This is a genomic window from Telluria beijingensis (genome assembly GCF_030770395.1).
Lineage (GTDB): Bacteria > Pseudomonadota > Gammaproteobacteria > Burkholderiales > Burkholderiaceae_D > Telluria > Telluria beijingensis.
The window spans coordinates 1,887,209-1,909,595 of record NZ_CP132480.1; the positions used below are offsets into that span (position 1 = coordinate 1,887,209).

The 22,387-nt window shown below is 63.5% G+C and carries 25 protein-coding genes; 8 read left to right on the forward strand and 17 right to left on the reverse strand.

Annotated features, from left to right (window positions below):
* Positions 1 to 44 precede the first annotated feature (44 nt).
* From Q9246_RS08380 to Q9246_RS08390, 3 genes are all read right to left on the reverse strand, one after another.
* The gene (locus Q9246_RS08380) at positions 45 to 818 is read right to left on the reverse strand and encodes a sulfite exporter TauE/SafE family protein (RefSeq protein WP_306396904.1); all 774 of its coding nucleotides are present in this window, start codon (positions 816 to 818) and stop codon (positions 45 to 47) included.
* 187 nt (positions 819 to 1,005) lie between these two features.
* Positions 1,006 to 1,644: a peroxiredoxin gene (locus Q9246_RS08385; RefSeq protein ID WP_306396905.1), complete on the reverse strand. Its 639-nt coding sequence runs from the start codon at positions 1,642 to 1,644 to the stop codon at positions 1,006 to 1,008.
* 59 nt (positions 1,645 to 1,703) lie between these two features.
* A complete protein-coding gene (locus Q9246_RS08390) occupies positions 1,704 to 2,090 on the reverse strand; it encodes a diacylglycerol kinase (RefSeq protein ID WP_306396907.1) in 387 nt (128 codons plus the stop codon).
* Positions 2,091 to 2,236: 146 nt separating this feature from the next.
* Here Q9246_RS08390 and Q9246_RS08395 point away from each other — a divergent pair, with 146 nt between their 5' ends.
* Positions 2,237 to 3,022, forward strand: a complete 786-nt coding sequence (locus tag Q9246_RS08395; protein ID WP_306396908.1) for an IclR family transcriptional regulator — start codon at positions 2,237 to 2,239, stop codon at positions 3,020 to 3,022.
* A gap of 8 nt (positions 3,023 to 3,030) precedes the next feature.
* On the opposite strand, the gene pbpG is transcribed toward Q9246_RS08395, so the two are convergent.
* The 3 genes from pbpG to Q9246_RS08410 form a co-directional block, all read right to left on the reverse strand.
* Entirely contained in the window at positions 3,031 to 4,188 is a 1,158-nt protein-coding gene (gene pbpG, locus Q9246_RS08400) for a D-alanyl-D-alanine endopeptidase (RefSeq protein WP_422802361.1), read from the reverse strand.
* 326 nt (positions 4,189 to 4,514) lie between these two features.
* The gene (locus Q9246_RS08405) at positions 4,515 to 5,213 is read right to left on the reverse strand and encodes a nitroreductase (protein ID WP_306396910.1); all 699 of its coding nucleotides are present in this window, start codon (positions 5,211 to 5,213) and stop codon (positions 4,515 to 4,517) included.
* Positions 5,210 to 6,118, reverse strand: coding sequence for a DMT family transporter (locus Q9246_RS08410; RefSeq protein ID WP_306396912.1), 909 nt, complete (start codon positions 6,116 to 6,118; stop codon positions 5,210 to 5,212). The genes Q9246_RS08405 and Q9246_RS08410 overlap by 4 nt, the downstream gene beginning before the upstream one ends.
* 318 nt (positions 6,119 to 6,436) lie before the next feature.
* On the opposite strand from Q9246_RS08410, the gene Q9246_RS08415 reads away from it, so the two are divergent.
* A complete protein-coding gene (locus tag Q9246_RS08415) occupies positions 6,437 to 7,015 on the forward strand; it encodes a phasin family protein (protein WP_306396914.1) in 579 nt (192 codons plus the stop codon).
* A 67-nt stretch (positions 7,016 to 7,082) separates the two neighbouring features.
* Here Q9246_RS08415 and Q9246_RS08420 read toward each other — a convergent pair whose 3' ends face one another.
* The 6 genes from Q9246_RS08420 to Q9246_RS08445 form a co-directional block, all read right to left on the reverse strand.
* Entirely contained in the window at positions 7,083 to 7,805 is a 723-nt protein-coding gene (locus Q9246_RS08420; protein WP_306396916.1) for an ABC transporter ATP-binding protein, read from the reverse strand.
* Complete coding sequence (locus tag Q9246_RS08425) at positions 7,805 to 8,575, reverse strand: ABC transporter ATP-binding protein (RefSeq protein WP_306396917.1); 771 nt, start codon at positions 8,573 to 8,575, stop codon at positions 7,805 to 7,807. The genes Q9246_RS08420 and Q9246_RS08425 overlap by 1 nt, the downstream gene beginning before the upstream one ends.
* Before the next feature lie 14 nt (positions 8,576 to 8,589).
* A complete protein-coding gene (locus Q9246_RS08430) occupies positions 8,590 to 9,801 on the reverse strand; it encodes an ABC transporter permease subunit (protein ID WP_306396919.1) in 1,212 nt (403 codons plus the stop codon).
* A gap of 16 nt (positions 9,802 to 9,817) precedes the next feature.
* Positions 9,818 to 10,747 carry a branched-chain amino acid ABC transporter permease gene (locus tag Q9246_RS08435; RefSeq protein WP_306396922.1) on the reverse strand — a complete coding sequence of 310 codons (930 nt, stop codon included), beginning with the start codon at positions 10,745 to 10,747 and terminating at the stop codon, positions 9,818 to 9,820.
* Between the two features lie 188 nt (positions 10,748 to 10,935).
* On the reverse strand, positions 10,936 to 11,895 hold the full coding sequence (ispH, locus tag Q9246_RS08440) for a 4-hydroxy-3-methylbut-2-enyl diphosphate reductase (protein ID WP_306396923.1): 960 nt from the start codon (positions 11,893 to 11,895) through the stop codon (positions 10,936 to 10,938).
* Positions 11,896 to 11,914: 19 nt separating this feature from the next.
* The gene (locus Q9246_RS08445) at positions 11,915 to 12,367 is read right to left on the reverse strand and encodes an FKBP-type peptidyl-prolyl cis-trans isomerase (protein WP_306396924.1); all 453 of its coding nucleotides are present in this window, start codon (positions 12,365 to 12,367) and stop codon (positions 11,915 to 11,917) included.
* 102 nt (positions 12,368 to 12,469) lie between these two features.
* Here Q9246_RS08445 and radC point away from each other — a divergent pair, with 102 nt between their 5' ends.
* The 4 genes from radC (at position 12,470) to Q9246_RS08465 (ending at position 15,385) form a co-directional block, all read left to right on the forward strand.
* Positions 12,470 to 13,141: a RadC family protein gene (gene radC / locus Q9246_RS08450; protein WP_306396926.1), complete on the forward strand. Its 672-nt coding sequence runs from the start codon at positions 12,470 to 12,472 to the stop codon at positions 13,139 to 13,141.
* A gap of 209 nt (positions 13,142 to 13,350) precedes the next feature.
* A complete protein-coding gene (gene rpmB / locus Q9246_RS08455; RefSeq protein WP_005665737.1) occupies positions 13,351 to 13,587 on the forward strand; it encodes a 50S ribosomal protein L28 in 237 nt (78 codons plus the stop codon).
* A gap of 13 nt (positions 13,588 to 13,600) precedes the next feature.
* Positions 13,601 to 13,768: a 50S ribosomal protein L33 gene (rpmG, locus tag Q9246_RS08460; RefSeq protein WP_005665735.1), complete on the forward strand. Its 168-nt coding sequence runs from the start codon at positions 13,601 to 13,603 to the stop codon at positions 13,766 to 13,768.
* Between the two features lie 87 nt (positions 13,769 to 13,855).
* Entirely contained in the window at positions 13,856 to 15,385 is a 1,530-nt protein-coding gene (locus Q9246_RS08465; RefSeq protein ID WP_306396941.1) for a DUF418 domain-containing protein, read from the forward strand.
* A gap of 60 nt (positions 15,386 to 15,445) precedes the next feature.
* On the opposite strand, the gene Q9246_RS08470 is transcribed toward Q9246_RS08465, so the two are convergent.
* The 5 genes from Q9246_RS08470 to Q9246_RS08490 form a co-directional block, all read right to left on the reverse strand.
* Positions 15,446 to 16,657, reverse strand: coding sequence for a DesA family fatty acid desaturase (locus tag Q9246_RS08470; protein WP_306396943.1), 1,212 nt, complete (start codon positions 16,655 to 16,657; stop codon positions 15,446 to 15,448).
* Positions 16,658 to 16,750: 93 nt separating this feature from the next.
* Positions 16,751 to 18,106 (reverse strand): mechanosensitive ion channel family protein, encoded by a 1,356-nt coding sequence (locus Q9246_RS08475; protein ID WP_306396945.1) that lies wholly within the window; start codon positions 18,104 to 18,106, stop codon positions 16,751 to 16,753.
* Between the two features lie 9 nt (positions 18,107 to 18,115).
* Complete coding sequence (locus Q9246_RS08480) at positions 18,116 to 19,429, reverse strand: RsmB/NOP family class I SAM-dependent RNA methyltransferase (protein ID WP_306396946.1); 1,314 nt, start codon at positions 19,427 to 19,429, stop codon at positions 18,116 to 18,118.
* A 13-nt stretch (positions 19,430 to 19,442) separates the two neighbouring features.
* Positions 19,443 to 20,072: a phosphoribosylglycinamide formyltransferase gene (gene purN / locus Q9246_RS08485; protein WP_306396947.1), complete on the reverse strand. Its 630-nt coding sequence runs from the start codon at positions 20,070 to 20,072 to the stop codon at positions 19,443 to 19,445.
* A 63-nt stretch (positions 20,073 to 20,135) separates the two neighbouring features.
* The gene (locus Q9246_RS08490) at positions 20,136 to 20,552 is read right to left on the reverse strand and encodes a barstar family protein (protein WP_306396949.1); all 417 of its coding nucleotides are present in this window, start codon (positions 20,550 to 20,552) and stop codon (positions 20,136 to 20,138) included.
* Between the two features lie 375 nt (positions 20,553 to 20,927).
* Between Q9246_RS08490 and Q9246_RS08495 the strand changes: the two genes are divergently transcribed.
* The gene (locus tag Q9246_RS08495; protein ID WP_306396951.1) at positions 20,928 to 21,473 is read left to right on the forward strand and encodes a glycine zipper 2TM domain-containing protein; all 546 of its coding nucleotides are present in this window, start codon (positions 20,928 to 20,930) and stop codon (positions 21,471 to 21,473) included.
* A 123-nt stretch (positions 21,474 to 21,596) separates the two neighbouring features.
* On the forward strand, positions 21,597 to 22,379 hold the full coding sequence (locus Q9246_RS08500; protein ID WP_306396952.1) for a spermine/spermidine synthase domain-containing protein: 783 nt from the start codon (positions 21,597 to 21,599) through the stop codon (positions 22,377 to 22,379).
* Positions 22,380 to 22,387: the final 8 nt, after the last annotated feature.

A 22,387-nucleotide genomic window follows, 5' to 3' on the forward strand; every position in this document is an offset into this window, starting at 1 on the left:
AATACTTATTTGTATAGATACGAAACGCTATTTGGTTGAGCGCATCACAGCACCAGCTTGGCGGCAACGGCGGTCAGCGTGGTGGCCAGCAGGCCGCGCAGGAAGCGTTCGGGCACCGCCTTGGCGACCATGGCGCCGAGGGTGATGCCGGGCAGCGAACCGACCAGCAGCGTCAACAGCAACATCCAGTCGATCGAGCCCAGCCACCAGTGGCCGAGGGCGGCGATCGCCGTCAGCGGCACGGCGTAGGCGATGTCGGTGCCGGCCACTTCGGCCGGGGTCAGTTTGGGATACAGGAAGACCAGCAGGGTCGCGCCGATGGCGCCGGCGCCGATCGAGGACACCGTCACCAGCACGCCCAGCACCGCGCCCGCGACGATCGTCGCCGCGGCCAGGCTGCGGCCCTGCAGCTGGCGTTCCGGGTGGGCGTGGATCCAGGCCAGCAGCCGGCTGCGCAGCAGCAGCGCCAGCACGGTCAGCATGACCGAGACCGCGATCGTGTAGCGGATCACCTGGCCCAGTTGCTCGCTCAGCGCGCCGAACTGGTTCAAGCCGATGGCCGCCAGCACCGCCGCCGGCAGCGCGCCCAGGCACAGGCGGCCGACGATCGGCCAGTGCACGGTGCGCGTGAAGCGGTGGGTGATGGTGCCGGCGCTCTTGGTGATCGCGGCAAAGGCCAGGTCGGTGCCGACCGCGACCGAGGGAGAAACGCCGAACAGCAGGGTCAATAGCGGCGTCATCAGGGAGCCGCCCCCGACGCCGGTCATGCCGACCAATAAACCTACCGCGAATCCCGCCAATACATATGTCATCGACATGCCGTGCTCTCCTGTGGCGCACAGGGTAAGCCGAACACTGCCGCGATCCAAACGACAGCTTCCTCATTTGCTTATGCAGAGAAATTCGTACCGAGGCGCCAATCAGGCCACATTCGTTGCCGCCGCACTACGAAAAAACGGCGAGCCAGGCTGTTGCCGGGCTCGCCGTTGAGGGAGTCGTCTCCGCTTACTTGTTCGGCTGCGGCGTCAGGCGCAGGTAAGGACGCGGCGCCTCGAAGCCTTTCGGATACTTCTGCTTGATGACTTCGGGATCGGTGACGGTCAGCGGGATGATGACCGGATCGCCATCCTTCCAGTTGCCCGGCGTGGCGACCGTGTAGCCGTCAGTCAGTTGCAGGGCGTCGATCACGCGCAGCACTTCGTCGAAGTTGCGGCCGGTGCTCATCGGATAGGTGATGATCAGACGCACTTTCTTGGCTGGGTCGATCACGAACAGCGAGCGCACGGTGGCGGTGGCCGATGCGTTCGGGTGGATCATGTCGTACAGCTCGGACACGGTTTTATCCGCATCGGCCACGATCGGGAAGCCGACCACGGTCTGCTGGGTTTCTTCGATATCCTTGATCCAGTCGACGTGTTTTTCGGCGGCGTCGACCGACAGCGCGATCGCCTTGACGTTGCGCTTGTCGAACTCCGGCTTGAGCTTGGCGGTCAGGCCCAGCTCGGTCGTGCAGACCGGCGTGAAGTCGGCCGGGTGCGAGAACAGCACCACCCAGGAATCGCCCGCCCACTCGTGAAAGCGGATCTTGCCGATGCTGGAATCCTGCTCGAAATCGGGCGCGGTGTCGCCGAGGCGTAAGGTCATAGTCTTCTCCATGGTTGATTCACACGGCGCCGTCCGCGGACGGCGCATCTTGTAACAGCCTACATAAAGCGGTTGTAGAGTACGACGGCCCAGGTGGCGAAGGCCAGCAGCAGGGTCAAGGCGACCGCCGCGCTGCCCAGGTCCTTGGCGGCCTTCGACAAGGGATGGCGCTCGAGCGAGATGCGGTCGACGACCGCCTCGATCGCGGAGTTGATCAGCTCGACGATCAGCACCACGACCAGCACGCCGATCAGGGCCAGTTTCTGGAATCCCGATACCGGCAGCAACAGCGCGAGGATGCTGGCCAGCACGATCAATACCATCTCTTGCCGGAAGGCCGCTTCGCTGCGCCAGGCCCAGCGCAGGCCGTCCCAGGTGTTGCGGCAGGCGGCGCCGATGCGCTCCAGGCCGCGCAAGGTCTTGAACTCGCTGATCGGGTTTTCCATCGTCTCGGTACAGTGGATGCGGGAACAGCATTATGCCGCGTCCAAGCCCAGCATGTGGCAAACCCGCCAAGTTTGCAAGTCGCCGTTTGCGCCGTCGTTTCACATCATGGTATAAAGTCATGATACTGCACTGCACCAACCACATCATGAAAATGGAAACGCCTACCACAGCCAAGACCTCGATCCAGGTCATCGAGCGCATGATGGCCCTGCTCGACGCCCTGTCGAGCTATTCCGACCCGGTCAGCCTCAAGGAATTGTCGCGGGTATCAGGCCTGCATCCATCGACCGCGCACCGCATCCTCAACGATATGGTGGTCACGCGCTTCGTCGACCGGGTCGAGCCGGGCACCTATCGCCTCGGCATGCGCCTGCTGGAACTGGGCAATGTGGTCAAGAGCCGGCTGTCGGTGCGCGAAGCGGCGCTGGACGCCATGCGCGCCCTGCACCGCAAGACCCAGCAAACGGTCAACCTGTCGGTGCGCCAGGGCGACGAGATCGTCTACATCGACCGCGCGTTCTCGGAGCGCTCGGGGATGCAGGTGGTGCGCGCCATCGGCGGACGCGGCCCATTGCACCTGACCTCGACCGGCAAGCTGTTTCTGTCGGTGGACGACGTCAAGGCGATCCGCGCCTATGCCACCCGCACCGGCCTGGCCGGCCACACGCGCAATTCGATTACCGAGCTGGCGCGCCTGGAGCGCGAACTGAGCCTGGTGCGGGCGCGCGGCTACGCGCGCGACAACGAGGAGCTGGAACTGGGCGTGCGCTGCATGGCGGCAGGCATCCATGACGACAGCGGCAAGCTGGTGGCGGGATTGTCGATCTCGGCGCCAGCGGACCGGCTGCAAGAGGATTGGCTAGAGGATCTGGTACAGACGGCGTCGCGGATTTCGTCGACGCTGGGGTATCGGGCGGTGCCGAACGTCTAAACGCCGGATCAATGCGACAAGCTCGGCGCGCTGGCCGTGATGGTCGGCGTCGGCACTGCGTCGACATCCATCCGATCCGGCAGCGATTCGATCCAGCGCCGGATACGCCCGGCATCGGCGGTGCGCGACATCTTGCCTTTCGAATCCAGGAAGATCATCACGACATTACGGCCATGGATCATGGCCTGCATCACCAGGCAGCGCCCCGCCTCATTGATGAAACCGGTCTTTTGCAGGCCGATATTCCAGTCGGGTAGCGACACCAGGTAGTTGGTATTCGCGTAATGCATGGTGCGGCCGCTGGCCTGCACGGTCGATTTCGGGGTAGTCGAGAAGTCGCGCAGCACCGGATCTTCGTGCGCCGCCATCACCAGCTTGACCAGGTCGCGCGCGCTCGAGACATTGCGGCTCGACAGGCCGCTGGAATCGACGTAATGGGTGTCCGCCATGCCGAGTTCCTTCGCCTTGGCATTCATCGCGGCCACGAAGGCCTCGATGCCGCCCGGATAATTGCGGCCCAGCGCCGAGGCGGCGCGGTTCTCGGAACTCATCAGGGTGATGTGCAGCAGTTCACGGCGGGTCATGCGCGCGCCCACCGGCAGGCGCGAGCTGCTGTATTTGAGGCGGTCGACGTCGGCGTCGGTCACGCGCAACACTTCGTCGAGGTCTTGCTTGGCTTCCATGACGACCATGCCGGTCATCAGTTTGGTGATCGAGGCGATCGGCAACGCGACATTGGCGTTCTTTTCGAACAGCACTTCCGCGCTGTTCTGGTCGACCACATAGGCGACGCTGGAGCGCAGCGACAGTGGATCGTCGGTCTTGTGCAGCCCCGCCTTGTCGCCCGCCGTCGCCGCTGCCGCCACCGCGGCGACGGCCGCCGCCTTGCGGGCCGGATGATAGGTGACGACGCGCTTGCCGTTGACGGTGCGCACCCGTCGCACCATGCGCTGGCTGGTGTCGCCGGCACTGGCGACTTCCTTGCGCTTCTTGGTGGTCTTGGCCTTGGCTTTGCGTTTGGGCTTTTTCTTGGCTGCCTGGGAAGGCTTGGCTTTCTTGGCTTGTTCGGTGGCGCCCGCACCTGCGCCCGCCCCCGCACCGGATGCCTGCATCGGTGCAATGGCGAACAACGCGGCGACAACTGCAGCCAAAGCAAGTTTAAACATCGTGAAGCCCCTGGACCGAACTGATGAGATACAGATGGAAGTGTAGCGGAACGACGCTCGATCGCAAGCAAAAATAGCGTTCTGTGCGGCAATTACCCACTCAAATCCAACAAGCGCCCGGTTTTGAACTTTCGTTTGATATCAATGAGATATGGTTGCTTGTTACTTTAGAGTCTATCCCGGTAGGTGGGGGGAAGCACATGGCGATGCATGGCGATCGTGGGCAAGGCGCGAGGAGGCCGCATGGCGAGCCATGCAACGACGAGCAACGCAGCACACGCTCGCCAGGCGCGCCAGGGGTGACTCCCACCTACCGGGATAGACTCTCAGTCCATGAAGCGCGTAAACACATGGCTGGGTTCGCGCTCGGTTTCCAGCGTGTTCTCGATGCGGTCCGGATCGGCCCAGCCCAGTGCCATGCCGCACACCACCATCTCGCTCGCGGGCAGTCCCAGTTCGGCCGCGATGATCCGATGATACTGCGTAAAAGCGGCTTGCGGGCAGGTATCCAGCCCCCTCGCCCGCGCCGCGACCATGATGTTCTGCAGGAACATGCCATAGTCGAGCCACGAGCCCTGCTCCATGATGCGGTCGATGGTGAAGATCATGCCGACCGGCGCATCGAAGAAGGCGTAGTTGCGCGCATGCTGGGCCGCCATGCCGGCCTTGTTGTCGCGCGTCAGGCCCAGCAGGCTGTACAGGTCCCAGCCCACCTTGCGCCGCCGGTCGACATAGGGCGACACCCATTCGCGCGGATAGTAGGGATATTCCTCGTGGTGCGCGTCGGCCTGTTCCGGATCGGTGTACGCGGCCAGGATCGCCGTTGATAAGCGTTCGCGCGCCGCGCCGGTCAATACATGGACTTTCCAGGGCTGGGTATTGGTGCCGGATGGCGCGCGCGCCGCCACGTCGAGGATGCGGGCGATGTCGTCGCGCTCGACCGGCTTGTCGAGGAAGGCGCGGATCGAGCGGCGCGAAGTGATGGCGGCGTCGACTGCGGCCTGGCTGGGATTCTCAATGGTCATGGGATCTCCTGTGGTTTGCGCACGACGAAGGCGACTCCGGTGACGGCCACCGCCATCCCGAGCAGGCCGAGTGCATTGAATGCTTCGCCGAACAGCAGCCAGGCCATGATGGCGGTGGTCGGCGGGGTCAGGTACATCAGGCTCGTCACTTCGGTGGCCTGGCTGCGCCCGATCAATCTAAAAAGCAGGAAGGTCGCGCCGATCGATAGCGCGAACACCGACCACAGCCAGGCGATGACGAAATCGCCGCTCCAGGTGATGGTCGAGAACGCGGGGTCGAGGTCTTCCAGCCAGATCGCGAGCGGCGCCAGCGCCAGCACGGTGGCGCCGAACTGGATCGCGGCGCCGCTGCGCAGGTCGAAGCGCGGGCAGAAGCGGCGCTGGTACATGGTGCCGGCCGTGATGCTCAGCAGCGCGAACACGCACAGGCCGAGGGCGGCCGGCGACAGGCCGGCCAGGCCCAGCTTGGCGTACACGACCAGGGCCACGCCGGTCAGGCCGAGTAGCAGGCCCAGCCACTGGATCGGCCGCACCCGCTCGCCGATCAGCGGCGCGCAGGCAGCGGTGAGAATCGGTTGCATGCCGACGATCAGGGCGGTCAGCCCGGCCGGCATGCCAAGCTTGATGGCGGCCCACACGCCGCCCAGATAGCCCGCTTGCAACAACAGGCCGGACAGCGCGATATGCCCGACCTGGCCGCGCGGCCACGGCGCCCGCCACAACAGTATCAGCGGCAGCAGCACCGCCAGCACGCCCAAGCCGCGCACGATCAGGAAGGTTAGCGGCGGCGCATACGGCAGGCCGAGCTTGGCGACGATGAAGCCGGTGCTCCAGAGGAAAACGAAGAACAGCGGTACGGGAGACAGCCAGGCGCTGCCGGTCATGGGAGTGGCGTGGGTCGACATGGTCCTGCGCCGCCATGGTGCACGGCATTGAATGAAACGCAAGCATCGAGTCTAGCATGCTCTCTACCATTGAGTTTCAGCCGGCCAAAATGCGACTCTGGTTTGCGCTAGATCAATTGACTTTTCTTGCAATAAATGCATTCAAGAAAATTATGTATCTTGGATGGTGCGTCGCATCAAAAATGCTTGACGCGTCAACCGAACTGACAGAAAATCTGCCCTGTTGCGGTGCACAAAAAGAGTTTCGTCGCTTTTTAATGAAGAACCTGTCTCACAGAGCAATAGTCCATTCTTGAAACGACATATTTGGAGAGCCACATGTTTGCAATCCCTGAACAATTTTCGAACGCTACCAAGGCCAGCCTGGAATCCCAATTCGCCCTGTTTTCGGCACTGACCTCGAAAACCTTCGAAGGCGTGGAAAAGCTGGTCGAACTGAACATCAGCACCGCGCGCTCGACCCTGGAAGATTCGTCGGCCGCTGCTCGCCAGCTGCTGAGCGCTAAAGACCCACAAGAATTCTTCTCGCTGACCGCCTCGCAGGCCCAGCCGAACGCCGAGAAAGCCCTGTCGTACAGCCGCCAGCTGGCCTCGATCGCCACCGGCACCGGCGCCGAGTTCTCGAAAGCCGCCGAAAGCCAGATCGTCGAAGCCAACCGCAAGGTGATCTCGCTGGTCGACGAAGTGAGCAAGAACGCCCCGGCCGGTTCGGAAAGCTTCGTTGCCGCCGTCAAGACCGCGATCAGCAACGCCAACGCCGGTTACGAGCAGTTCAGCAAGACCTCCAAGCAGGCGGTCGAAGCGCTGGAAACCAATATGAACGCCGCCGTGTCGCAATTTTCTGCGACTGCTGCGAAAGCTGGCAACGCTGCCAGCGCCGCTGCGGCTGCGGCCTAAGCTTCGGCTGGTCAAATAAGAAAGCCGGGACGCTCGCGCGTCCCGGCTTTTTTTGCGTCTGCCGCCGTCACTCCCCCAGATACGCCGCCTGCACCCGCGGATCGTCCAGCATGTCGCGCGCCTTGCCGCTCATGGTGATCGCACCCGACTCCATCACATAGCCGCGGTGCGCGGCCTGCAGCGCCAGCTTGGCGTTCTGCTCCACCAGCAGGATCGTGATGCCCTGGCGCGACACGTCGCGGATCACTTCGAAGATCTTCTCGACCATGATCGGCGCCAGGCCCATCGACGGCTCATCCAGCAGCAGCAGGGTCGGATGGCACATCAGCGCGCGCGCCATCGCCAGCATCTGCTGCTCGCCGCCCGACAGGGTGCCGGCCAGCTGAGTGGACCGCTCTTTCAGGCGCGGAAACACCGCATACCACTTCTCGATATCGGCCTCGATCCCGGCTTTATCGTTGCGCGTGTAGGCGCCCATCAGCAGGTTCTCGTGGATCGACATGCGGGTGAACACGCCCCGCCCTTCCGGCACCATGGCCAGCTTTTGCTGCACCATGCGGTGCGACGGCGTGCCGCGCAAGGTCTGGCCGAGGTAGCTGATCTCGCCCTCCACCTTGCACGGCGGGAGGGTGCCGGTGATGGCTTTCAGGGTCGTGGTCTTGCCGGCGCCGTTGGCGCCGATCAGCGTCACCAGTTCGCCCTTCGCCACCTGCAGGTCGATGCCCTTGACCGCCTTGATGCCGCCGTAGGCGACCTTCAGGCCGGCAACGTTCAGGATTGTTTCGCTCATCAGTGCGCACCTCCAAGATAGGCGTCGATCACGGCCTGGTTCTTCTGGATCTCGCTCGGTAACCCTTCGGCGATCCGCTTGCCGTATTCGAGCACCGTGATGCGGTCGCACAGGCCCATCATGAGCTTGACGTCGTGCTCGATCAGCAGCACGGTGCGGCCCTCGGCCTTGATTTTCACCAGCAGCTCGCGCAGCGCCAGCTTCTCGGTCGCGTTCATGCCGGCCGCCGGCTCGTCCAGCGCCAGCAGCTGCGGGTCGGTGGCCAGCGCGCGCGCGATTTCCAGGCGCCGCTGGTCGCCGTAGGACAGGAATTTGGCGGTGCGATGCGCGAATCGGCCGATGCCGACGAAGTCGAGCAGCTCCTGGGCGCGCAGCCGGATCGCTTCTTCTTCTTCGCGCGCTGCCTTGTGGCGCAGGATCGCGCCCAGCACGCCCTGTCTGGTGCGTACGTGGCGGCCGACCATCACGTTTTCCAGCGCGCTCATCTCGCCGAACAGGCGGATGTTCTGGAAGGTGCGCGCGATGCCCGCCTTCGCCACCTCGTGCGGCGCCGACGGCGAATACGGCTTGCCGGCCAGCTCGAAGGTGCCGCTGTCGGGTTGATAGAGGCCGGTGATCACGTTGAAGAAGGTGGTCTTGCCGGCGCCGTTCGGCCCGATCAGGCCGACGATCTGGCCGCGCATGATCCGGATGCCGACATCGGTCAGCGCCTGCAGGCCGCCGAAGCGCTTGTTCACGCCCTGGATATTCAGAAGGAGTTGTTCGCTCATGGTCTGTTCACTCATCACGCGGTGGACGCTTCTTCTTCCTCGCGCGCCAGGGCGGCGTTGGGACGTTCTTCCTTGTTCGGCGACGGCCACAGGCCGGCCGGGCGCACCAGCATGATCCCGACCAGGGCCAGGCCGTACAGCAGCTGGCGCAGCACTTCGGCCTCGATGATCACCTTGCCGAACAGGGCCTGTTGCAACGGATCGACCACGTGGCGCAGCACTTCGGGCAGGGCCGCCAGCAGCACGCCGCCCAGCACCACGCCCGGGATGTGGCCGATGCCGCCCAGGACCACCATCGCCAGCACCGCGATCGACTCGGTCAGGGAGAACGATTCAGGCGAAACGAAACCCTGGAAGGCGCCAAACATGGCGCCGGCCACGCCGCCGAAGGACGCGCCCATGGCGAAGGCCAGCAGCTTGACGTTGCGGGTATTGATGCCCATCGCCTTGGCCGCGATCTCGTCTTCGCGGATCGCCACCCAGGCCCGGCCGAGTCGCGAATGCTGCAGGCGGCCGGTGATGAAGATCGTCGCGATCACCATCGCCAGGAACAAAAAGTAATAGGCGTTCACCGACGGCATCGCGTAGTCGCCGATCATGACGTTGGCGCCGGAGCCCGGCTCGCCCGCCAGCGACACCCCGAACACGCGGATCGGGTCGATCATATTGATCCCCTGCGGCCCGTTGGTGAAGTTGATCGGGTCGTTCAGGTTGTTCATGAAGATGCGGATGATCTCGCCAAAGCCGAGGGTCACGATGGCAAGGTAGTCGCCGCGCAGTTTCAGGGTCGGAGCGCCCAGCAGCGCGCCGCACAGGGCCGCGCACAACGCCGCCAGCGGCACGATGGCCCACAGCGACAGGTGGATGCCGTCCTGCGCGATCTCGGGGCCGAAGAAGGCCACCAGCGCTTCGCCGATCGCCGGCGAATAATAGATCAGCGATTCGAGCAGCGCGGCGAACTGCGGCGACGAGAACAGGCCGACCAGGTAGGCGCCGACCGCGAAGAAGGCGATATAGCCCAGGTCGAGCAGGCCGGCGAAGCCGACCACGATGTTCAGGCCCAGCGCCAGCATGATGTACAGCAGCGCGATGTCGATGATGCGCACCCACGAATTGCCGAACTGCGAGGCGACGAAGGGGAAGATGAGCATCAGGATCAGCACCGCCGCCATGCTGATGTATGCCTGGCGCGGCTTGTGCCGGGTGTCGAAAGTCAGGAGTGCCATGGTGTTCTCCTTGTGGTCAGGCGCGGTCGGCCACGCGTTCGCCCATGATGCCGGACGGGCGCAGGGTGAGCACCAGGATCAGCACCACGAAGGCGAAGATGTCCTGATAGTGGCTGCCGAGGAAGCCGCCGGTCAGGTCGCCGATATAGCCGGCGCCCAGCGCCTCGATGATCCCCAGCAGCAGGCCGCCCAGCATCGCGCCATAGATATTGCCGATCCCGCCCAGCACCGCGGCGCAGAAGGCTTTCAGACCGGGCAGCACGCCCATGGTGAAGGTGATCGAGGCATAGTTGGCGCCCCACATCACGCCGGCCACCGCCGCCAGCGCGGCGCCGATGGCGAAGGTGGCAACGATCACGCGGTTGGCATCGACGCCCATCAGGCCGGCCACGCGCGGGTTCTCGGCCACGGCGCGCATCGCGCGGCCCATTTTCGTGCGCTCGACCAGCAGCACCAGCGCGCCCATGGCGACGGCGGCCAGCACCAGCAGCAGCACTTGGGTTTGCGAAATCATGGCGCCGCCAATCATGATCGGCTCGGACGACAGCAGTTGCGGGAACGGGAGCGGGCTGCGGCCCCAGATCATCATGGCGAAGGTCTGCAGCAGGATCGAGACGCCGATCGCCGTGATCAGGGGAGCCAGGCGCGGTGCATTGCGCAGGCGGCGGTAGGCGATGCGCTCGACCAGGATGCTGACCAGCATGGTGAGCGGAATCGCGCCCAGGATGGCGCAGGCCAGTTGCACATAGCCGGGCAGGCCGGGAATGTAAGCCTCCAACAATTGAAGGATGGTGAGGCCGATCATGGCGCCGATCATGAGCACGTCGCCGTGGGCGAAGTTGATGAGGTTGAGCACGCCATACACCATCGTGTAGCCGAGCGCGACCAGCGCATACATGCTGCCCAGCACCAGGCCGTTCAGCAGCTGTTGAATAAAGGTTTCCATCGTTTCGCCTGTTTCGATCTGCCTGACAAAAAACGGCACTGCGGGACAAACCCGAGTGCCGTTCATGGCGCTAACTTACCATGACAAAATTTCCGAGCGCCGTCATCATAACTTGGCTGTTGGAAAACTAATCACGGTAAATCAGAACTGTAGCAAATTTTGTTTTCTGGCGGAACGAAAAATAATGTTCAGGCTGCCGGCGTCGGTGCGCCTTGGGGAATGCCGTCAAGGCCCTTCGGCAACGGGAAGGTCACGTGTTCTTCGACGCCTTCGAGCGCCCGCACGCTGGCCGCACCCAATTCCTTGAGACGGTCGATCACGGCCTGCACCAACACTTCTGGCGCCGAGGCGCCGGCGGTCACGCCGACCCGCTTCTTGCCCTCGATCCAGCTCGGGTCGATCTTGCCGGCGTTGTCGACCATATAGGCCGGCGTGCCCATCTTCTCGGCCACTTCGCGCAGGCGGTTCGAGTTGGAGCTGTTGGGGCTGCCCACCACGATCACGACCTCGACCTGCGGCGCCATGAACTTGACGGCTTCCTGGCGATTGGTGGTGGCGTAGCAGATATCGCCCTTCTTCGGCTCGATGATGTTCGGGAAGCGCGCCTTGAGCGCGGCGATGATGTCCAGCGTGTCGTCGACCGACAGCGTGGTCTGCGACACATAGGCCAGCAGTTCCGGATTGCGCACCTGCAGTTTCTGCACGTCCTCGACCGTCTCGACCAGGTGCATGCCTTCCTCGGCCTGGCCCATGGTGCCCTCGACTTCGGGGTGGCCGTCGTGGCCGATCATGATGATCTCGGCGCCCTGCTTGCGCATCTTCGCCACTTCGACGTGGACCTTGGTCACCAGCGGGCAGGTGGCGTCGAAGATGGTCAGGCCGCGCGCTTCGGCGTCGGCGCGCACGGCTTTCGAGACGCCATGGGCCGAGAACACCAGCGTATTGCCGGGAGGGACATCTTCGAGCTCCTCGATGAAGATCGCGCCCTTGGTGCGCAAGTCTTCGACCACGTAGGCGTTGTGCACGATCTCGTGGCGCACATAAATTGGCGCGCCAAATTGTTTCAGGGCGCGCTCGACGATCTCGATCGCGCGGTCGACGCCGGCGCAGAAGCCGCGCGGCTGGGCCAGCAGAATTTCGTTTTCCATCATGTTTCCTGTCGTTCCTTCACAGAACCGAAATCAGTTTCACTTCGAATTGCAGGGCGCGGCCGGCCATCGGATGGTTGAAGTCGAACAGGGCCGCATCCTCGCGCAGTTCCAGCAGCACGCCGGCGAAACGGCCGCCCTTCGGCGCATTGAACTCGACCACCTCGCCCACGTTGTACTCCGTGCCCGGCACCGAATTCTCGTCCAGGGTCGCCTTCGATACCGACTGGATCAATTCCGGGTTGCGTTCGCCGAACGCCTCGAGAGCGCTGAGCTCGAAGGTCTGGTGCGTGCCTTCCGGCAGGCCAATCAGGCGCTGTTCGAGGAAAGGCGCCAACTGGCCCTGGCCCAGCAGCAAGGTGGCCGGGGTGCCATTGAAGGTCGTAACCACATCAGAGCCGCCGGCAACTGCCAGGCGGTAATGCAGGGTCAGGTAAGAGGATTCGTTGACGACGGGAGCAGCGTTGGACATGTTCTTTGTGGTGACGGGCATACCTGATCAGGCAAAGCGCTATTGTAAGCCACGCGCGCCGCTTGCGCCTTGGCTGCCTCTTTTTTTGGCGAGGAATCAAACATGGGAATTTGCGACTGGCCCGAGCAGGACCGCCCCCGCGAACGCCTGCTGCGCGACGGGCCGAACGCGCTGTCGGACACCGAATTGCTGGCCATCTTCCTGCGCGTGGGCGTGGCCGGCAAGAGTGCGGTGACGCTGGCCGGCGACACGCTGGCGCATTTCGGCTCGCTGCACCGCCTGCTGCACGCCGATTCGGGCGAATTCGGCCGGCTGCGCGGGCTCGGGCCGGCCAAGTACGCCCAGTTGCAGGCGGCGCTGGAACTGGCGCGACGCGCGGTGGCCGAGCAGTTCCGCCGCGAAGCACTGTGCTCGCCCGAGGCGGTGCGCCACTACCTGCGCAGCCAGTTCGCGCTGCAGACGCATGAATCCTTCATGGTGCTGTTCCTGGACGTCAAGAACCGCCTGATCAATTGTGAAGAAATGTTTAGGGGGACCTTGACGCATACGAGCGTCTATCCGCGCGAGGTGGTCAAGGCGGCGCTGCGGCGCAATGCCGCGGCGGTGATCCTGGCGCACAACCATCCGTCCGGCGTGGCCGAGCCCAGCGAGGCCGACCTGCGCCTGACCGCCGCGCTGGTGCAGGCGCTGGGGCTGGTCGACATCCGGGTGCTGGACCATTTCGTGGTAGCGGGCAACCAGGTGCATTCATTCGCAGAGAGTGGGCAGTTGTGACCGATATGCATCGCTACGTTTCTAGCCGCTGGCTCGACGTTTTGCCTAATTTACATAGCGTAAACAGCGGGTTACAACACTCAACAGGAAATGTTAAATTTTCATATACAATTAAGACACCATTGTTTTTCGTAAGTGATTGATTCCGCTTTGCTTTTCACGCTATACTCTCATTTTTCCAGTTTCGGAATATATTTAAGGAGTGCACTATGGCACGTGTTTGCCAAGTAACCGGCAAGGGTGTGATGGTTGGTAACAACGTCTCCCACGCTAACAACAAAACGAAGCGTCGTTTCCTGCCTAACCTGCAGAACCGCCGTATCTACGTCGAATCCGAAAACCGTTGGGTTTCGCTGCGTCTGTCGAACGCCGGTCTGCGCGTGATCGACAAGCTCGGCATCGACGCCGTGCTGGCCGACATGCGCGCCCGTGGCGAAAAAGTTTAATTAGGGAGCTATCATGGCAAAAACTGGCCGCGACAAAATCAAGCTGGAATCGACCGCAGGTACCGGTCACTTCTACACCACCACCAAGAACAAGCGCACGATGCCGGCGAAGATGGAAATCACCAAATTCGACCCGAAGGCACGCAAGCACGTGATCTACAAGGAAACCAAGATCAAGTAATCGATCTTGTTGTCCTGAAAAAGCCGCCGGCGCGCAAGCCCGGCGGCTTTTTTGTTATTACCACCTCATCCACGCTACCATGCAAGGATGACAAGCCCTACCTTCTCCACTTTTTCTCCCGTTCCTGCAGCAGACCGTCTCGATGCCCTCGACGTCCTGCGCGGCTTCGCGCTGGTCGGCATCTGCATCGCCAACGTCGAATTCTTCAACCGCCCGGTCGCCGAATCCGGCGACGGCATCCCGGCCGGGCTGCATGGTCTGGACTGGATCGTCGCCTTCCTCGTCGCCTATCTCGTCAGCGGCAAGTTCTGGACCATCTTCTCGCTGCTGTTCGGCATGGGCTTCGCGCTGATGCTGGAACGGGCCCAAGCGGCCGGACGTCCCTTCCTGCCCCTCTATGGCCGCCGGGTCGCGGTCCTCGGCCTGTTCGGCCTGCTGCACTACCTGCTGCTGTGGAGCGGCGACATCCTGATCAGCTATGCGCTCGGCGCCCTGGTGCTGATGCTGACGCTGTTCGCCAGGCCCGGCTGGACGATTCCGACCCTGGTCGCCTGCTTCGTGCTGGCCCAGGCGCCCGGCTTCGCCTTTGCCGCCTGGGGCGTCATGCCGATCGTGTTCGCCGGCCTGGCCGGCGCCTACCTGCGCAGCGAGCACCGCATATTCTTCCCCATATTGCTGCTCGTGCCCGGCAGCCTGATGCTGCTGGCCGCCGCCCTGGGCGCGCTCGGCGACGAGGACGGCGGCTCGCTGCTGATGCCCGCGCTCGGCGCCGTGCTCGTGGTGCTGGGCCTGCTGGCCTGGCGTTTCACCCAGGCCCCGAACCTGCGCCCGCTGCACGCCGGGGTCGCCGTCTTCGTACTCGTCTATGGCCTGGCCGCGTTCGACGGCGGCATGCGCCTGGTCGTCCCCGCGCCCGGACTTTCCTCCACCCAATACCTCGAAGAGCGCGCCGCCCGCGGCGCGCAAGAAAAGCAGGTGCTCACCGACGGCGACTATGCCGACGCCATCGCCATGCGTCGGGACCATCTCGGCGCCAGGATCGAAGACGAGACGGGCGCCGTCATGATCGTCGCCAGCATGTTCCTGATCGGGGTCTGGTTCGTGCGCTCGGGCGTGGTCGCCAATGCAGCGGCGCACCTGCCGCTGCTGCGCCGCCTGGCCGTGGGCGGCATCCTGGGCGGGGTCGGGCTGGGCCTGGCAGGCAGCACGGTCAGCACCGGCCGCGTGTCCAGCGCCGACGATGCCGGCTACGATCTGGCGTATGCCCTGGTGACCCTGGGCAGCCTGCCCGCCTCGCTCGGCTATGTGGCGGCGCTGCTGTTGGCGCTGCACGCCGGCGGCGCGCTGGCGCGGGTCGGACTGCTGGCGCCCTATGGCCGCATGGCGTTGAGCAACTACCTGATGCAGTCGCTCGTGTTCTCGCTCCTGTTCCATTCCCATGGCCTGGGCCTGTGGGGCATGGGCAGGATGGAACAGGTCGGCGTTGCCGTGCTGCTGTGCGCTGTGCAGATCGCGCTCAGCCACTGGTGGATGGCGCGCTTCCAGTACGGACCGGTCGAGTGGGTATGGCGGGCACTGACTTACCTGGCATGGCCACCGATGCGGCGCACCGCATGATGTGGATACGACAACGGCTTCCGAAGAAGCCGTTATCATTACCAATTACCTACCGCCCCATCAGGCATAGGTACGCAGCCGCATCGAGAATTCCTGCAGCGCCTTGATGCCCGACGCTTCTGCGCGGTTGCACCAGTCTTGCAGCTGGTGCAACAGCTGGTCGCGGGTCGAATGCGAACGCTCCCAGATCGCGCCCAGTTCGACGCGCATATGGTGCATGGTTTCCAGCGCCTTGCTGTGGCGGAATAACTCGACCAGCTGCTGCTGTTGCGACGTTTCCAGCTTGGCCGGCTCGCGCTGCATCAGCTTGCGCGAGCTCTTCAAAAAGCGCGATTCCAGCTCGGCCTTGTGCTTCAGGTGTTCCAGTTCTTCACTGAAGGCGTGGCGCACCGACTTGGCATACTTGGCCATCACGTCGTAGCGGTTGGCAATCACCGACTGCAGGGTGTCGAAGTCGGCTTGCGCCTTGTCCTTGTCCAGCTTCGGCTTCGGCGCCACTTTCTTCACCTTGGCCAAACCGACCATTTCGAGCATGCGGATATAGCCCCAGCCCAGGTCGAACTCGTACCACTTGCTCGACAGCTTGGCCGAGGTGGCATACGTATGGTGGTTGTTGTGCAACTCTTCGCCGCCGATCAGGATGCCCCATGGGAAGATATTGGTCGCGGCATCGCTGCAATCGTAGTTGCGGTAACCCCACCAGTGGCCCAAGCCATTGATGATGCCGGCGGCCGTGATCGGGATCCACATCATCTGGATCGCCCACACGGTCAGGCCGATCACGCCGAACAGTGCAACATTAATCACCAACAGCGACGCCACACCCCACATGCTGCGGCCGGTGTACACATGGCGCTCGATCCAGTCGTCCGGCGTGCCATGGCCATACTTGTCCATGGTTTCCTTGACCTTGCTTTCGGCGCGATACAGTTCGGCGCCTTCGAACAGCACCTTGCGGATGCCGCGCGTCTGCGGGCTATGCGGGTCTTCTTCGGTGTCGCACTTGGCATGGTGCTTGCGGTGGATCGACGCCCATTCCTTGGTGACCTGGCCCGTGGTCAGCCACAGCCAGAAGCGGAAGAAGTGGCTCGGGATCGGATGCAGGTCGAGCGCACGGTGCGCCTGGTGACGGTGCAGGTAGATCGTCACGGCGGCGATCGTGATATGGGTGACCACCAGCGTGTAGACCACGATTTGCCAGGCCGAGAAATCGAGCAGGCCGGTGGACAGGAACGACAGCACAGCGTGCAGGGCGTCGTCAAAGAAATTCATTCAGTCTCCAAGGGGCTTATTCGATATGCAATCACGGCGACCGCACACCTATAACCCGGGCATTTTACGTGGTTCTACTGCTGTACGGCAGTTTTACTTGCTCAAATTTGCGCCAGTGCCGGTTGGATCCCGGCCGTCCTCTTGCGGCGTGCGCGCCACGGCCTTGGCGATATGGGCATCGAGCAGGCGCGTATCCATCGACGGATGCCCGAGTTTGATCGCGCCCGACTGCACAAGTGCGTAGATCTTGCGGTTGACTTCGGAGATCGGACCGCCCTGCCCGTTTTCAGGATCGCCCAGCCAGAAGCCGACTTCCAGCTCGTAGCCGTCGGCGACAAAAGCGTTGAGCAGCACGTTCGGCGCCGGCGTCTCGAGCACGCGCGCCACACCCTTCGGCTGTTCTTCGAGCAGCGACATGACGCTCGACAGGTCGCTGTCATACGACACGACCAGCTTGGTGATCGCACGCACATTGCGGTTGGTGCTGGACTGGTTCAGCACCACGCCGGTGATCAGCATCTCGTTTGGCAACAGGGTTTGCGTACCGTCGGTACTGCGCAGCACGGTGTAGCGGGTATTGATGCGCGCCACTTTGCCGGAATACTTATCGAGCGTGATCGGGTCGCCGATCGACAGACTGCGCTCGAACAGGATGATGAAGCCGGACACATAGTTGCTGGCAATGCGCTGCATGCCCAGGCCCAGGCCGACGCCCAGCGCGCCGCCGAATACCGACAATACAGTGAGATCCAGGCCGGCCAGCGATAGGCTAAACAGCACCGCGACCAGGATCAGGACGGCGCGCCCCACGCGCGCCATCGCCACCCTGAGCGAGCTGTGCATGCGCTCGAAGCCCATCAGGCGCTCCTCGAGCGCGGCGCCGGCCCACAGCGCCAGCATCATGAGCACCACGATCGAGATCGCGCCCTGCAGCAGGTCGGCGATCGAAATCCTGTTCTTGCCGACAGGCAGAACCGTATTCTCGAGCGCCTTCATCACGTCCGGCAGGATGCCGGTCAGGTGCATGGCGACCACGATCCAGACCACGAAGGCGAACACCTTCTCGAAGGTCTGCAGCGCGGCGCCCACCTGGCCGCGGCGCGCGAAGGCGCGCCGCAACAGGTAGAAGAAGGTGCGAATCACCGCCAGCGACATGAACAGCGGCAAGGCCACGCGCAGCAGCGACACACCCTGATATTGTTCCAGCACGGTCTTGGCCAGCGCCAGCAGCGCCACCGTCAGGAGCGGCCACAGCACGCGGCTGAAACTGCCCAGGCCGACGCTGAGCAGGCCGCCCGTCTGGCCCCGGTCTTTCAACACCGAACGATGGATCAGCCGCGCCAGGCCCCAGCCGGCCGCCACGCACAGGACGAGGGCGACGATCTGCCAGGCGATGGCGGGGCGGCGGGCATCGTCCAGCAGGACATTCAGCAAGTCCGACAGCGGCATCGGGACTCCTTATTCCTCGGCGGCCACGTCGGCGTCGTCAGCGACGACGGCCTTGGCCGGCTTCGCCAGCGCCTTGCGCTGCAGGACGGCGGCAAAGAAACCGTCGGTCTGGTGCTTGTGCGGCAGCAATTTCAGGTACTTGTCCATCTCGAGCGGGATTTTTTGCTCGGCCAGCACCTGGCTCATCGGCACCAGCTCGAAGTCGGCGTGGTTGGCCAGGAAGCCTTCGACGATGACGTCGTTTTCTTCATCGAGCAGGCTGCAGGTGGCGTACACCAGGCGGCCGCCGCTCTTGACCAGGCGCGACGCCGCGTCCAGGATCGAGGCCTGCTTCTCCTGCATCTCGCCGACGGCGCCCGGCTGCTGGCGCCACTTGACGTCCGGATTGCGGCGCAGGGTGCCCAGGCCCGAGCACGGTGCATCGACCAGCACGCGGTCGATCTTGCCGGCCAGGCGTTTCACTTTCGCATCGCGCTCGTGCGCGATCACCACCGGATGCACGTTCGACAGGCCGCTGCGCGCCATGCGCGGTTTCAATTTGGTCAGGCGTTTTTCCGACACGTCGAAGGCGTACAGGCGGCCGGTATTGCGCATCAACGCGCCCAGGGCCAGCGTCTTGCCGCCGGCGCCGGCGCAGAAGTCGACCACCATCTCGCCGCGGCGCGCGCCGACGATCTGGGCCAGCACCTGGCTGCCCTCGTCCTGCACCTCGATCGCGCCTTCCTTGAACAGCGGCAGGTTCTGCAGCGCCGGCTTCTTGTGCACGCGCAGGCCCAGCGGCGCGAACGGCATCGGCTCGGCCACGATCGGCGCTTGCGCCAGTTGGGCGATCACATCGTCGCGCTCGGCCTTGATCGAGTTGACGCGCAAGTCCAGCGGCGCCGGGGTGTTGAGCACCGCGGCCAGCTCCAGCGCATCCTGCTCGCCGAACTGGGCCACAAGCTTGTCGAACAGCCATTGCGGCAGGTTCGCGCGGATCGGACCCGGCAGCAGGTTGCGGTCGACTTCCTTGATGCGGGTGAGGAACTCGGTTTCTTCCTCGGTCAGGCCGCCGATGCTGTCGATGCCGGCCGATTCGGCCAGGCCCAGCAGGGCCAGCTTGCGCATCGACGGCGTGTTGCCATGGCCGGCGAAGTCGGTGAAGAACGATTTATGGCGCAGCACGGCGTACACGGCTTCGGCGATGACGCCGCGCTCGCGGCCGCCGAAACGCGGGTTGTCCTTGAAGAAGCGCGACAGGGTGACGTCGGCCGGCGAAGTAAAGCGGAGAATGTCGCGCAAGACTTCTTCGGTCTTGGCGACGATCGCTGGAGGCAATCTCATGTAAATCCTTGAATTAAATACTGATGGTGTCGACGGTTGGTTCGACGATGCGCACCGCGCCATCTTCGACGACCAGGCGGTCTTCGACGAACAGGCGCACGGCGCGTGGGTAGATCTTGTGTTCCTCGGTCAGCAGGCGCGCCGCCAGCAGGTCCGGGGTATCGCCCGGCAAGACCGGAATCCGGGCTTGCAGCACCGACGGGCCGTGGTCGAGTTCGGCCGTGACGAAGTGCACGGTCGCGCCGTGCTCCGTCATACCGGCGTCGAGCGCCTGCTGGTGCGTGTGCAGCCCCGGGAACAGGGGCAGCAGCGACGGGTGGATGTTCAGCATCCGGCCCGCGTAGTGCTCGACGAACGGCGCGGTCAGGATGCGCATGAAGCCGGCCAGCACGACCAGGTCGGGCTGGAAGGTGTCGATGACTTCCTGCAACCGGGCATCGAATTCGGCGCGGGTAGCGAACTCCTTGTTCGATACCACGGCGGTCGGAATGCCGCGCGCCTGGGCAAACGCCAGGCCGCCGGCATCCGGCTTATTGCTGATCACCGCTGCGACGCGGGCGGGCCAGCCTTCGGCGTCGAGCGCGCGCACGACCGCTTCCATATTGCTGCCGCGGCCGGAAATGAGGATCACGATGTTTTTCATAGCCGGCATTGTACCGTAAGGCCGGCCGGCAACCGCAGCCCTCGGAGGGGCTGGCCTGCTGCTTCAGGCGGTCGGCGGGACCGTCGCGAACGAGTAGAACACGCGGAACGGCACCTTCTTCTCGGCCCAGAATTCGGCCGCGTCGCGGAACACGTCGAGCAGGTTTTCGCGCGCTTCCTTGTCGAACTTCTGAGCGCTTGGCAATTGCTCGAGCACGACGATGAAGCCTGGCTGGGGACCGGCTTGATGGATGGTCTCGGTCAGGCAGGTGCGCAGCGCATCGAAATTCTTGCTGCATGGCTTGGGGAAATAAAAATTCTCGCCGATGCGGGCGCAGACCTGTTGCTTGGTCAACGTATTGGCACAATGCGCGTACAGGAAATGATGCCCGAGTCGCCCGGCCTCCTGTTGCAAATCCCCAACGCGAAACGCGCGGATCGCTTGAACAAGATTCGGCGCCACTCTCATCAACAAACTCATTTTTTCCTCAAGTTGACCTGTCCAGAACGCACCATGGCGCCACCCCTCGCGGCGCTGGGTAGCGCTGCTGCCTCTTACCTCGCTGTCGTTGCTATACGCCAATAAGTCCATGATTTGTGTAAGGGTAACGTTTTGTGGTATTGGAAGCAACCCAAATGTGCGTTTGAGATGCCCATTTGTAAGCATCGGTAGGTACATATGTGACACGGAAACGCCGCTTTTGGGACTAGACTCATTCTGGCGCGAGTCAAAGCGCACTTTATTCGCTGTTACATTTTGTTGCCACGCGGATTCGATGGTTTTTTACGATAGGCGTACCATGAAGTCTGTAACGAATCACCGATCCCACGTCGCACCATTCAACGAGGTACTACCATGAACTTGCAAGCCAAACTGATCATCTCGGCCCTCGGCATCGCCACCCTGCCGCTGGCACAGGCCGCCGACTTCGAGGATTTCGGCCGCGTGGTGCGCGTGGAACCGCGCGTCGAGCAGGTCCGCACCCCGCGCCAGGAATGCCGTACCGAATACGTGCAAGTGCCGGTGCAACAGGAACGCGGCGCCGGCGGCACGATCATCGGCGGTATCGCCGGCGCCCTGCTGGGCAGCCAGGTCGGCAGCGGCAACGGTAAAGTGGCCGCCTCGGCCGCGGGCGCGATCGCCGGCGCCATGGTGGGCGACCGCGTCCAGAACAATGGCCGCCCGGTCGGCAACAGCGTCCAGGAACAAGCCGTGCAGCAATGCCGCACTGTGGAAGCGATCGAGTCGCGCACCGCGGGCTATAACGTGACCTACGAATACCGTGGCCAGAATTACACTTCCTTGATGAGCCGCGACCCGGGCAACCGCGTGCGCCTGCGCGTCTCGGTCGAGCCGCTGGACAGCTACAACGGCCAGGGCCAGGCGTACAGCCAGTATTAATTTCTCTATCTTCCGGGATACTGAACGACGCGGCCCATCGAGGCCGCGTTGTCGCTTTCCGGCTCCTGCTTGCGCGAGTGGAACCCGCCCCCCGATAATAGGGCGATTCCACCAGGCTTTTTTATGCTCATCAAACGCAAATCCATCGAACAAGTCGAATCCTCGCGCCGCCCCGCGCGCAAACCGAAATTCGCGCCCGTTACCCTCTCTGAACAGGAAGGCGTGCGCTACCTGCACTTCGGCACCGAGTGGGTGCAGGGCGCCATGCGCATCCGCAAGCCCGACTGGCCCGAGCTGGAATATGCGCAGCAGATGATGGCCTGGATGCTGTTCATCGAGGCGCCGCACGCCGTCGCCCAGCTCGGCCTGGGGACTGCCACTTTGACCAAGTTCTGCTATCGCCAGTTCCCTGAGGCGAGCGTGACCGCGGTCGAACTGAACGAGGCGGTGATCGCGATCTGCAATTCGATGTTCAAGCTGCCGCCCGAGGACGACCGCCTGCGCGTGCTCGAGATGGACGCCCTCGACTTTGTCGAGGATGCGGCCAACCACGAAGCCTATGACGTGCTGCAGTGCGACCTGTATGACGCCACCGCGCGCGGGCCGGTGCTCGACACGCCGGAATTCTATCGGGCCTGCGCCGACTGCCTGGCGCCGAATGGCATCATGACCGTCAACCTGTTCGGCGACCATCCGAGCTTTGCCAAGAACCTGAAGGCGATGAAGTTCGCCTTCGACCACGTGATCTGCCTGCCCGAGGTGCATGACGGGAATGTGGTCGCGCTGTGCTTCAAGACCCGGCCCACGCTCGACAAGGACGCCTTGAACGCGCGCGCCGCGCAGATCGTGGCGCAGACGAAGCTGCCGGCCAAGTCCTGGGTCAAGGGATTGCTCGCCGCCGATTGACCATTCAC

Excerpts from the sequence above, each read along its gene's own strand:
- Q9246_RS08380 (WP_306396904.1), bottom strand. The coding sequence starts at position 818 with ATGTCGATGACATATGTATTGGCGGGATTCGCGGTAGGTTTATTGGTC.
- Q9246_RS08385 (WP_306396905.1), bottom strand. The coding sequence starts at position 1,644 with ATGACCTTACGCCTCGGCGACACCGCGCCCGATTTCGAGCAGGATTCC.
- Q9246_RS08390 (WP_306396907.1), bottom strand. The coding sequence starts at position 2,090 with ATGGAAAACCCGATCAGCGAGTTCAAGACCTTGCGCGGCCTGGAGCGC.
- Q9246_RS08395 (WP_306396908.1), top strand. The coding sequence starts at position 2,237 with ATGAAAATGGAAACGCCTACCACAGCCAAGACCTCGATCCAGGTCATC.
- pbpG (WP_422802361.1), bottom strand. The coding sequence starts at position 4,188 with ATGTTTAAACTTGCTTTGGCTGCAGTTGTCGCCGCGTTGTTCGCCATT.
- Q9246_RS08405 (WP_306396910.1), bottom strand. The coding sequence starts at position 5,213 with ATGACCATTGAGAATCCCAGCCAGGCCGCAGTCGACGCCGCCATCACT.
- Q9246_RS08410 (WP_306396912.1), bottom strand. The coding sequence starts at position 6,118 with ATGTCGACCCACGCCACTCCCATGACCGGCAGCGCCTGGCTGTCTCCC.
- Q9246_RS08415 (WP_306396914.1), top strand. The coding sequence starts at position 6,437 with ATGTTTGCAATCCCTGAACAATTTTCGAACGCTACCAAGGCCAGCCTG.
- Q9246_RS08420 (WP_306396916.1), bottom strand. The coding sequence starts at position 7,805 with ATGAGCGAAACAATCCTGAACGTTGCCGGCCTGAAGGTCGCCTACGGC.
- Q9246_RS08425 (WP_306396917.1), bottom strand. The coding sequence starts at position 8,575 with ATGAGCGAACAACTCCTTCTGAATATCCAGGGCGTGAACAAGCGCTTC.
- Q9246_RS08430 (WP_306396919.1), bottom strand. The coding sequence starts at position 9,801 with ATGGCACTCCTGACTTTCGACACCCGGCACAAGCCGCGCCAGGCATAC.
- Q9246_RS08435 (WP_306396922.1), bottom strand. The coding sequence starts at position 10,747 with ATGGAAACCTTTATTCAACAGCTGCTGAACGGCCTGGTGCTGGGCAGC.
- ispH (WP_306396923.1), bottom strand. The coding sequence starts at position 11,895 with ATGGAAAACGAAATTCTGCTGGCCCAGCCGCGCGGCTTCTGCGCCGGC.
- Q9246_RS08445 (WP_306396924.1), bottom strand. The coding sequence starts at position 12,367 with ATGTCCAACGCTGCTCCCGTCGTCAACGAATCCTCTTACCTGACCCTG.
- radC (WP_306396926.1), top strand. The coding sequence starts at position 12,470 with ATGGGAATTTGCGACTGGCCCGAGCAGGACCGCCCCCGCGAACGCCTG.
- rpmB (WP_005665737.1), top strand. The coding sequence starts at position 13,351 with ATGGCACGTGTTTGCCAAGTAACCGGCAAGGGTGTGATGGTTGGTAAC.
- rpmG (WP_005665735.1), top strand. The coding sequence starts at position 13,601 with ATGGCAAAAACTGGCCGCGACAAAATCAAGCTGGAATCGACCGCAGGT.
- Q9246_RS08465 (WP_306396941.1), top strand. The coding sequence starts at position 13,856 with ATGACAAGCCCTACCTTCTCCACTTTTTCTCCCGTTCCTGCAGCAGAC.
- Q9246_RS08470 (WP_306396943.1), bottom strand. The coding sequence starts at position 16,657 with ATGAATTTCTTTGACGACGCCCTGCACGCTGTGCTGTCGTTCCTGTCC.
- Q9246_RS08475 (WP_306396945.1), bottom strand. The coding sequence starts at position 18,106 with ATGCCGCTGTCGGACTTGCTGAATGTCCTGCTGGACGATGCCCGCCGC.
- Q9246_RS08480 (WP_306396946.1), bottom strand. The coding sequence starts at position 19,429 with ATGAGATTGCCTCCAGCGATCGTCGCCAAGACCGAAGAAGTCTTGCGC.
- purN (WP_306396947.1), bottom strand. The coding sequence starts at position 20,072 with ATGAAAAACATCGTGATCCTCATTTCCGGCCGCGGCAGCAATATGGAA.
- Q9246_RS08490 (WP_306396949.1), bottom strand. The coding sequence starts at position 20,552 with ATGAGTTTGTTGATGAGAGTGGCGCCGAATCTTGTTCAAGCGATCCGC.
- Q9246_RS08495 (WP_306396951.1), top strand. The coding sequence starts at position 20,928 with ATGAACTTGCAAGCCAAACTGATCATCTCGGCCCTCGGCATCGCCACC.
- Q9246_RS08500 (WP_306396952.1), top strand. The coding sequence starts at position 21,597 with ATGCTCATCAAACGCAAATCCATCGAACAAGTCGAATCCTCGCGCCGC.